Genomic DNA, 7,326 nt, shown 5'->3' with positions numbered 1-7,326 from the left:
TCAGGCGGGCATCAGGACCGAGTCGATGAGGTACACGGTGGCGTTGGCGGTCTTCACGCCGCCGCAGATCACGTTGGCGTCGTTGGCCTTCAGCGCGTCGCCGGAGCCGGAGACCTTCACGGTGCCGGTCTGCACGGTCTTCTGGTCACCGGCGATCTTGTCCGGGGCGATCTGGCCGGGCACGACGTGGTAGGTCAGGATCTTGGTCAGCAGCGCGTCGTCGGTCTTGAGCTTCTCGATCGTCGCGGCGTCGATCTTCGCGAACGCCGAGTCGACCGGCGCGAAGACCGTGAACTCGGCACCGTTGAGGGTCGAGACCAGGTTCACCTTCGGGTTCAGCTTCCCGGACACGGCACTGACCAGCGTCGTGAGCAGCGGGTTGTTGCTCGCGGCCACGGCCACCGGGTCGGCGGCCATGCCCGACACCGACCCCGCACCGGACGGGACCTGCTTGGCGTAGTCGGCACAGCCGGGGCCGACGAGGGCACCGGCCGGGCCGGCCATCGACGACGACGACGGCGCCATCGACGACGCCGACATGGGCGCGGCGGGCGCGGTGCTCGAACTGCCACTGCCGGCCATGTCACCCGAACCGCACGCCGCGCCGAACAGGGCGAGCGAGACGGCGCCGGTGGCGAGAACGGTGTTGCGGACGGTCTTGTTCATGACGAGACATCTCCCAGGAGTGGACGAGCAGTTGTTGCCCGTGATTCGTCACCCCCCGGGGAACGGACGGGTCTGGTTACCAACCCGTTACCCAACGATCCGACGGAAGCGCGTGACCAGCAGAAACAGTCGGCGGGCAGACGAGGCGGAACAGCTCGGCAGCCGGCGATCCGGGCGGATCGAGCTCGGCTCGCGTGCCGGGCACTTCGCGGATCAGGGGCGGCTCGCCCACCGCGGCCGCCCGGTTTCGCCTTCTTCTCCGGATGATCGAGAGCCTGCCCGTGCGGCTCGCCGACGTGGCAGGCTGGATGGCGTTCCGTGCGGAGTACCGCTCACTCGCTCACCACGGCGGGCGAGTGAGATGACAAGGGGAGGTCGACGTCAGCGTGCACAGCGGACCACAAGCGCCCGCAGCGTCGGGAGGAGCCGGATCAGCCCGGCCGTGCGATCGTTCGCGAACCTGCGGCACCACCGCCACGCCAGCGCCGCCGGTCTCGTGAAGGGCTCGGCCACGCCCGGTCCGCGGCACCTGGCGGTGCTCACCGAGGAACAGCGCGCGGTGCTGGAACTCCGCGTCGTCCGCGGTCTGTCAGCCGAGCAGGTGGCACAGGCGCTGGACCTCACCCCGGCGGCGGTGCGGCTGGTGCAGCACCAGGCGCTCGAAGCGCTGCGCGCGGTGCTCCGACGACCGCGGCCCCTTCCGCCGTGAGGAACCACGACGAGCCCGGACACGCGCTGGCACCCTGATCCACCCGTCAAGTCCACTGTGGATGGAGCAGCGCAACCCGTGGGGCTTCAGGCGGACGCACCTCCGACGCGGAGCAGTCGGAGGCTCCGCGTCGGAAGTGGCCCGCGCCTTCGGCGGCGCGGAGTCAGCGCACCCGCTCCGGGATGTGGTCGAGTGCGCGCAGCACGTGCACCGCGAGGTCGCGGGCGGCCTTCTCGCCGAGCTCGGTCTGGCCGGACAACACGTCCTGCACCATCTTGAGCCTGCGGTCGTACGCGGACGTGTGGGTCATTGCGGTCATCGAGTTCCTCGCGTGGTCTGCTGGGGTATGCGGTCGTCTTCGGCTGTCCGCGCGCCTGGGGTCTCCCCGGTGGCGGGAGGACCTTCCGCGTGCAGCAGGGCCTCGACGGTGTCGATGTTGTCGCGGAGCGCCGCGGACATCATGGTTCGGTGGGCGTCGGACGGGTCGGTGTCCGGCGGTACGAGCAGCAGCCTGAGGCGGCGCCGGTCGCCCGCGATGACGTCCACGGTGTGCGGTGGCCTGGACCAGAACCCGCTCAGCCGGACCCGGACGCCGTCGGCGGCGATCTGGGCCGGGGTGGCGTCCCACTCGGTCAGGTTGTAGCTCACGCGGGGGATCTCGCCCAGTCGAACCGCCAGCACCGCGAGCAGCGCGGGCAGTTCGGCGGCGAGGTCCCGCGAACGCGGCCACCACGCACCGTCGACGTACCCCGTGGTGAGCGCCTTCGGCCGCAACCGCAATCGCAGCGGACACCGAAGCTGCTCGTCGGCCGCGACGGCCGTCGGGGTGATGGAGGGGTGAGGAGCCGACGTCATGCCGGGACTCCCGTCTCCGGCCGGAAGTGCGGCCGGTTCAGGTTCGCCGAGTACGACCTGAGCTTGACCGCTCAGGTACGGGATGTTCTCGGCAGGACCGACACTACACTCTTTCGGCCCCGATCAACCGATCTGACACCGAATACTTCTGCCGCCGATCCTTCCGTCGGCACGGCGGGCCCGCCGTGCCGACGGAAGATCCACAGTGGACGATCGTCACGCGGTGGCCAGGACCGCGGCGTAGCGTGGAGACATCGACAACTCGACGGACAGCGAGCAGTCCCGCACGGCCTGCACCGGCGTCGCCGGACGGCTCCAGACGGGCACCGTGATGGCGGTCGTCCTCGTGCTCCCCGCGACCGGTCTGGTCGTAGACGTTCGGCGTCGCGGAGGCGAGCGCGGCTCTGCTGGGGTGGACGGTTCTCCCGGTGGCACATCTTCCGGTGCTCGCGTCGGCCTGGCGGCGTTCGTCCCGGTAGACCCGGCAACGGCTGGTCCCGGCCGGACTGCTCGGCGCCGTCCTCAGCACAGCGCTCCTCGCGGCCGGGCCGGCGGCGACCGTCCTGTGACGGGTTCCCGGCGGAACGGGGGCCTTCAGGGGTTTGTCGCCGGTGTGGACGGGAACCCCATTCAAGGGGCCGTGACCATCGCCCCCGTACCGATGACCCCGGACCCCGGCGTCGGAGATCGACACCGGAGGTATGCACGTCGTGAGCACCAGCGCGGATCGACGACTCCGCCCGCCCGTTCCGCCGGCTCGCACCGGCAGCCCGGGCGACGAACGCCCGTCCGCCGAGCCGGCGAGGTCCGCGAGGAGTGCGGTTCCCGTGGTGCTGCGGGTCAGCGCCGCGCTGGGCTGGCGCTTCCTGGTCGTGGTGGCGGCGCTGTACGTCATCGGCGTCATGTTCGGCAGGCTCGTGTCGCTCGTCGTGCCGCTCGCGATCGCGCTGCTGCTGGCGGCCTTGCTCGCACCGGCCGTCGCCTTCCTGATGGCACATCGGGTGTCCCGGGGCCTCGCCGCCGCACTGGTTTTGGTCGGCGGGCTGCTCGTGCTCGGCGGCGTGCTGACGTTCGTCGTGGTGACCTTCGTCAACGGCCTGCCCGACCTGGCGGCACAACTGGCCCGCAGCGTCGACGCGGTCACCGGCTGGCTCGTCAACGGGCCGTTGCAGCTCAGCCAGACGCAGCTCAGCGAGTTCGTCGACCGGATCATGAAAACCCTGCAGGACAACCAGTCCGGCATCACAACCGGCGCCATCGCCACCGTCGCCACGGTCGGCGAGACCCTCGCCGAGATGCTGCTGGTGCTGTTCGCGCTCGCGTTCTTCCTCTACGACGGCCCGCGGATCTGGCAGTTCCTCCTCCGCGCCGTTCCCGGCGGGACGCGCAGGCGCGTCGACGTCGCGGGCAGGCGCAGCCTCGCCGCGCTGGTCAGCTACGTCCGCGCCACCGGAGCGGTCGCCGTGGTGGACGCGGTCGGCATCGGCATCGGACTGGCCGTGCTGCGCGTGCCCCTGGCGGTCCCGCTCGCCGCGCTGGTGTTCATCTGCGCGTTCGTCCCGATCTTCGGCGCGGTGGTGGCGGGCGCCGTGGCCGTGCTCATCGCGCTCGTCGCGAACGGTCCCCTGACCGCGCTGATCGTCCTCATCGTCGTCATCGCGGTGAACCAGCTCGAAAGCCACGTCCTCCAGCCGTTCCTGCTCGGACGGGCGGTGAAGCTGCACCCGCTCGCGGTGGTCCTGGCCATCGCGGCGGGGCTGCTCGTCGCGGGCATCGCGGGCGCACTGCTCGCCGTCCCGCTGCTGGCGGTGCTCAACTCGGCGATCCGCTCGCTGCGCAGCGAGGCCGACGAGCACGTGCTGCCCGCCGACGTCCACACCAGCCAACCGGAGGAGTCGGGGCCGGACGAACCCGGCCTGGACACCGAAGCAGACAAAGTGAACCCGGAGCAGAGATGACCGTCACAGACCAAGACTCGACCGACACGGCGAAACGCCTGCCCGGCAGCGACTTCGCGCGACTGACCAAGGAACTCAAGGCCGCCGGGCTCCTGGACCGCCGGCGCGGCTACTACGTGGTGCGGATGATGATCAACGGGCTGCTGCTCGGCGCGATCGCGGTGGCGTTCGCGCTGCTGGGCGACTCCTGGTGGCAGGTGCTCACGGCCGCCGCCCTGGCGGTGGCCTCCACCCAGCTCGCCTTCATCGGGCACGACGCCGGACATCGGCAGATCTTCCGCAGCCACCGCAAGAACAACGTGGTCGGGCACCTGCACGGCAGCCTGACCGGGATCAGCTACCAGTGGTGGGTGGCCAAGCACAACCGCCACCACGCCAACCCCAACCACGAGGACCACGACCCGGACATCGAGATCCACGCCCTCGCGTTCAGCCGCGCGCAGGCCGCCGAGAAACGCGGCATCTACAGCTGGATCACCAAGCACCAGGCGTTCCTGTTCTTCCCGCTGCTGCTCGCCGAGGCGGCCGTGCTGCGCATCTCCGGCCTCGTCGCGTTGTGCCGCAACGAACTGCGCAACCCGTGGCGGGAGTCCGCGATGCAGGTCCTGCCGATGATCGGCTACCTGGCGGCGGTGTTCCTCGTGCTCTCCCCGGTGAAGGCGGTGGTCTTCATCGCCGTGCACCAGGGGCTGATGGGCGTCTACCTCGGCTGCTCGTTCGCGCCGAACCACAAGGGAATGCCGATCATCGCCGAGGGCCAGCGCCTCGACCACCTCCACAAGCAGGTGCTGACCTCGCGCAACGTCACCGGCGGCCGGTGGGTCGACGCCCTGCTCGGCGGCCTCAACCACCAGATCGAGCACCACCTCTACCCGCACATGCCCCGGCCCAACCTGCGGCACGCGCAGCCCCTCGTCGAGGACTTCTGCGCCCGGCACGGCATCCCCTACAGCAAGACCACGCTGCGCCGCTCCTACGCCCAGGTGCTGCGCCACCTGCACGACGCCGGGGCACCTCTGCGCCACTCCGCGAGCTGACCGCCGCCCGCTCCTGCCCTCAGAGCAGGAGCGGGCGGGTCAGTCACCGCTGCGGCCGGGCGGCCGCAGGCCGGCGGGCGCGGCCGGGTCGAGGTCCGCCACGCGGAGGCGGAACACCTGCAGCTCGACACCGAAGTACTTCGTGGTCTCGCCGACCCACTGCATCCCGTTGTTCAGCACGGTGGCCGACGCGCGGACGTTGCCGGGCCGGACCACGGCGAACACCTCGTTCACGTCCTGGCTGAACGCCCAGGCGGCGAGGGCGTGGGTCGCCTCGGTGGCGTAACCGCTGCCCCAGGCGTCGGGACGCAGCTGCCAGCCGATCTCCAGGTCCTCGTTGCCCGGTGGCAGCGGGAGCAGGAGCGCGCCGCCGATCACCCGGCCGTCGGTGTTGCGCTGGATCGCCCACCGGCCCGCCGGAGCCGGGAGCCTGGCGCTTTCGGCGATCCACTGCTGCAACAGCAGGCGCATGGCGGCCGTGTCCGGCACCTGGTCCATGTCGGGGCTGAGCCAGCGGGTCACCTCGGCGTGCCCGTAGACGTCCAGTGCCGCTGCCGCGTCGTCGACCGTCCAAGGCCGCAGCGTCAGCCGCTCGGTGGCCGGCACGGTGGTCGTCGATGCCGATGTGCTCATGTCGGTGCTCCTGTTCCCACGGCCGCGCGGGCCGCCGGCGGTTATCGGCAGATGCAGCCTCGGGGCAGTGCGGACACGGTGGTCGCGGCGCAGAACCGGACGCCGAGCGGATCGTGCTCGTGCGACGGGTGCGGGCACGCGGCGCAGAGGCCGGCGGCGCGGGCGGGGTCGTCCACGACGGTGGTGAGCGGCTCAGACATGGGCATGCGGGTACTCCGATGAACGATGCTGGAAGGACAGGACGCGGGGGTTCTGGATGACACCGTCGCGGATCTCGATGGCGCGCCGGATGACGTCGCTGGTGTCCCAGGCCCCGGTGAGAACCGGGCGCAGGTGCGGGAGCAGGGCTTCGCTGATCTCCCAGGTCGCCGAGTTCCACAGGTAGGAGGGGCTGTGGTCGACCCCGTAGTAGCGGACGTCGTCGCCCACCGCGAAGGACGGATCGGCGAACGAGGTCGGACGGGCCCAGTCGAACCCCATCCCCCGGTCGCAGGACACGTCGACGATGAGGGTGCCGGGGGACAACGAGGGCAGGTCGTCCTCGACGAGGAACGTCAGCGGCTTGTCCGGGTCCTGCAGGACGCAGTTGACGATGATGTCGTGCTCCGCGAGGAATCCGGCCAGCGGGACGCGCCCGGCGTCGGTGAACGCGTGGCTGCGCCGCGGATCGTCGTCGCCGTGGTCGAAGTGGACCATCCGCGCCGAGTGGATCGGCGAGCCGACCGCCACGACTCCCCGGTTGGTCAGGACGTTGACCTCGTGCACGCCGTGCGCCTTGAGAGCCGTCACGGCGCCCCGCGCGGTGGCGCCGAACCCGATCACGGCGGCGTTCAGCCTCCGGCCGTAGTCACCGGTCGACCCGGCGAGCTGCAACGCGTGCAGCACCGAGCAGTAGCCGGCGAGCTCGTTGTTCTTGTGGAAGACGTGCAGGCTGAAAGAACCGTCGGAGGTCCAGTGGTTCATCGCCTCGAAGGCGATGACGGTGAGCCGTCGTTCGACGGCGAGCTGGGTGAGCTTCGAGTCCTGCACGCAGTGCGGCCAGCCCCAGAGCACTTGCCCTTCCCGCAGCTCTCCGACGTCCTGAGCGAGGGGCTTGGGCAGTAGGATGACGTCGCACGTCGCGATGAGCTCTTCGCGCGAGCGCAACCCCGCGACGGACGCGGAGAGCTGTTCGTCCGAGACGCCGAAGCGGTCGCCGTAGCCGTGTTCGAGGTAGATGCGGCCGCGCAGGTCCGCGTCGATCCGGTCGAAGTGCAGCGGGTGGATCGGGAGCCGGAGCTCGTTCTCCTTGCGCGACAGTCCGATGACTCCGAGGCTGAGCTGGTCCACGAGTGGCTCTCTGATCGATGGGGGTGACCGCCGGACCGGCCCGATCGTCACCGGGCTCGCTCGGCCGGAGGCACGAGCGGGGGCACTCGGGTGGCGGGATCGGTCGACAGCGGCCGCCAGCCTCCGGTGACGTGCCCGC

The 7,326-nt window shown here is 70.8% G+C and carries 9 protein-coding genes; 3 read left to right on the top strand and 6 right to left on the bottom strand.

Annotated features, from left to right (window positions below; all coding sequences use genetic code 11):
• On the bottom strand, positions 1-666 hold the full coding sequence (locus BMW88_RS27455) for a fasciclin domain-containing protein (protein ID WP_089955701.1): 666 nt from the start codon (positions 664-666) through the stop codon (positions 1-3).
• A 442-nt stretch (positions 667-1,108) separates the two neighbouring features.
• On the opposite strand from BMW88_RS27455, the gene BMW88_RS27450 reads away from it, so the two are divergent.
• The gene (locus BMW88_RS27450; RefSeq protein ID WP_245778085.1) at positions 1,109-1,375 is read left to right on the top strand and encodes a sigma factor-like helix-turn-helix DNA-binding protein; all 267 of its coding nucleotides are present in this window, start codon (positions 1,109-1,111) and stop codon (positions 1,373-1,375) included.
• Between the two features lie 163 nt (positions 1,376-1,538).
• On the opposite strand, the gene BMW88_RS42165 is transcribed toward BMW88_RS27450, so the two are convergent.
• Both BMW88_RS42165 and BMW88_RS27445 read right to left on the bottom strand, forming a co-directional pair.
• Positions 1,539-1,694 carry a DUF6307 family protein gene (locus BMW88_RS42165; RefSeq protein ID WP_177221378.1) on the bottom strand — a complete coding sequence of 52 codons (156 nt, stop codon included), beginning with the start codon at positions 1,692-1,694 and terminating at the stop codon, positions 1,539-1,541.
• Entirely contained in the window at positions 1,691-2,230 is a 540-nt protein-coding gene (locus tag BMW88_RS27445; RefSeq protein WP_177221376.1) for a DUF5994 family protein, read from the bottom strand. The genes BMW88_RS42165 and BMW88_RS27445 overlap by 4 nt, the downstream gene beginning before the upstream one ends.
• A gap of 827 nt (positions 2,231-3,057) precedes the next feature.
• On the opposite strand from BMW88_RS27445, the gene BMW88_RS27440 reads away from it, so the two are divergent.
• Both BMW88_RS27440 and BMW88_RS27435 read left to right on the top strand, forming a co-directional pair.
• Complete coding sequence (locus BMW88_RS27440) at positions 3,058-4,188, top strand: AI-2E family transporter (protein WP_245778084.1); 1,131 nt, start codon at positions 3,058-3,060, stop codon at positions 4,186-4,188.
• Positions 4,185-5,225, top strand: coding sequence for a fatty acid desaturase family protein (locus BMW88_RS27435; RefSeq protein WP_089955692.1), 1,041 nt, complete (start codon positions 4,185-4,187; stop codon positions 5,223-5,225). The genes BMW88_RS27440 and BMW88_RS27435 overlap by 4 nt, the downstream gene beginning before the upstream one ends.
• Before the next feature lie 39 nt (positions 5,226-5,264).
• On the opposite strand, the gene BMW88_RS27430 is transcribed toward BMW88_RS27435, so the two are convergent.
• The 3 genes from BMW88_RS27430 to BMW88_RS27425 are packed head-to-tail and all read right to left on the bottom strand — an operon-like array spanning position 5,265 to position 7,187.
• A complete protein-coding gene (locus BMW88_RS27430; protein ID WP_089955689.1) occupies positions 5,265-5,858 on the bottom strand; it encodes a GNAT family N-acetyltransferase in 594 nt (197 codons plus the stop codon).
• Between the two features lie 41 nt (positions 5,859-5,899).
• On the bottom strand, positions 5,900-6,058 hold the full coding sequence (locus BMW88_RS42160; RefSeq protein WP_177221374.1) for an RGCVC family protein: 159 nt from the start codon (positions 6,056-6,058) through the stop codon (positions 5,900-5,902).
• A complete protein-coding gene (locus BMW88_RS27425; protein WP_089955687.1) occupies positions 6,051-7,187 on the bottom strand; it encodes a N(5)-(carboxyethyl)ornithine synthase in 1,137 nt (378 codons plus the stop codon). Before BMW88_RS27425 ends, BMW88_RS42160 begins: the two co-directional genes overlap by 8 nt.
• Positions 7,188-7,326: the final 139 nt, after the last annotated feature.

The organism is Lentzea xinjiangensis, assembly GCF_900110955.1.
Taxonomy (GTDB): Bacteria; Actinomycetota; Actinomycetes; order Mycobacteriales; family Pseudonocardiaceae; genus Lentzea; species Lentzea xinjiangensis.
This window is presented reverse-complemented; position numbering and strand designations above follow the sequence as displayed.